Annotated in this window: 1 pseudogene; it reads right to left on the bottom strand. The window is 64.5% G+C overall.

The annotated features are described in order from the left end of the window. Positions 1 to 245 (bottom strand): annotated as a pseudogene (locus tag KJQ96_RS39440) (DNA topoisomerase IB); the annotation flags it as partial.

Genomic DNA, 245 nt, shown 5'->3' with positions numbered 1-245 from the left:
ACGTTCGACTTCAATAGCGTGGTGGCACCGCGGGTGCCGTTGAGGCGGGCATAGGATTCATTGCCCGGACGGATCGCTGTGCGCGCGATCAACTCGATCACGGCCGAGAGCGCGAACTCGCGCGTCGGCTCGTCGCCGGAAAGATAGGCCGAAACTTTCCGACGGATCTTCGGCAAGGCCGCCACCAGCCGCGCCAGGCGATGGGCCTTGCGGTGCTCGCGGACCTTTTCCCAATCGGCATGGTA

Source organism: Bradyrhizobium sp. sGM-13 (assembly GCF_018398875.1).
Taxonomy (GTDB): domain Bacteria; phylum Pseudomonadota; class Alphaproteobacteria; order Rhizobiales; family Xanthobacteraceae; genus Bradyrhizobium.
Note: the sequence above shows the minus strand (reverse complement) of the source record. Positions and strands in the feature narration are given on the sequence as shown.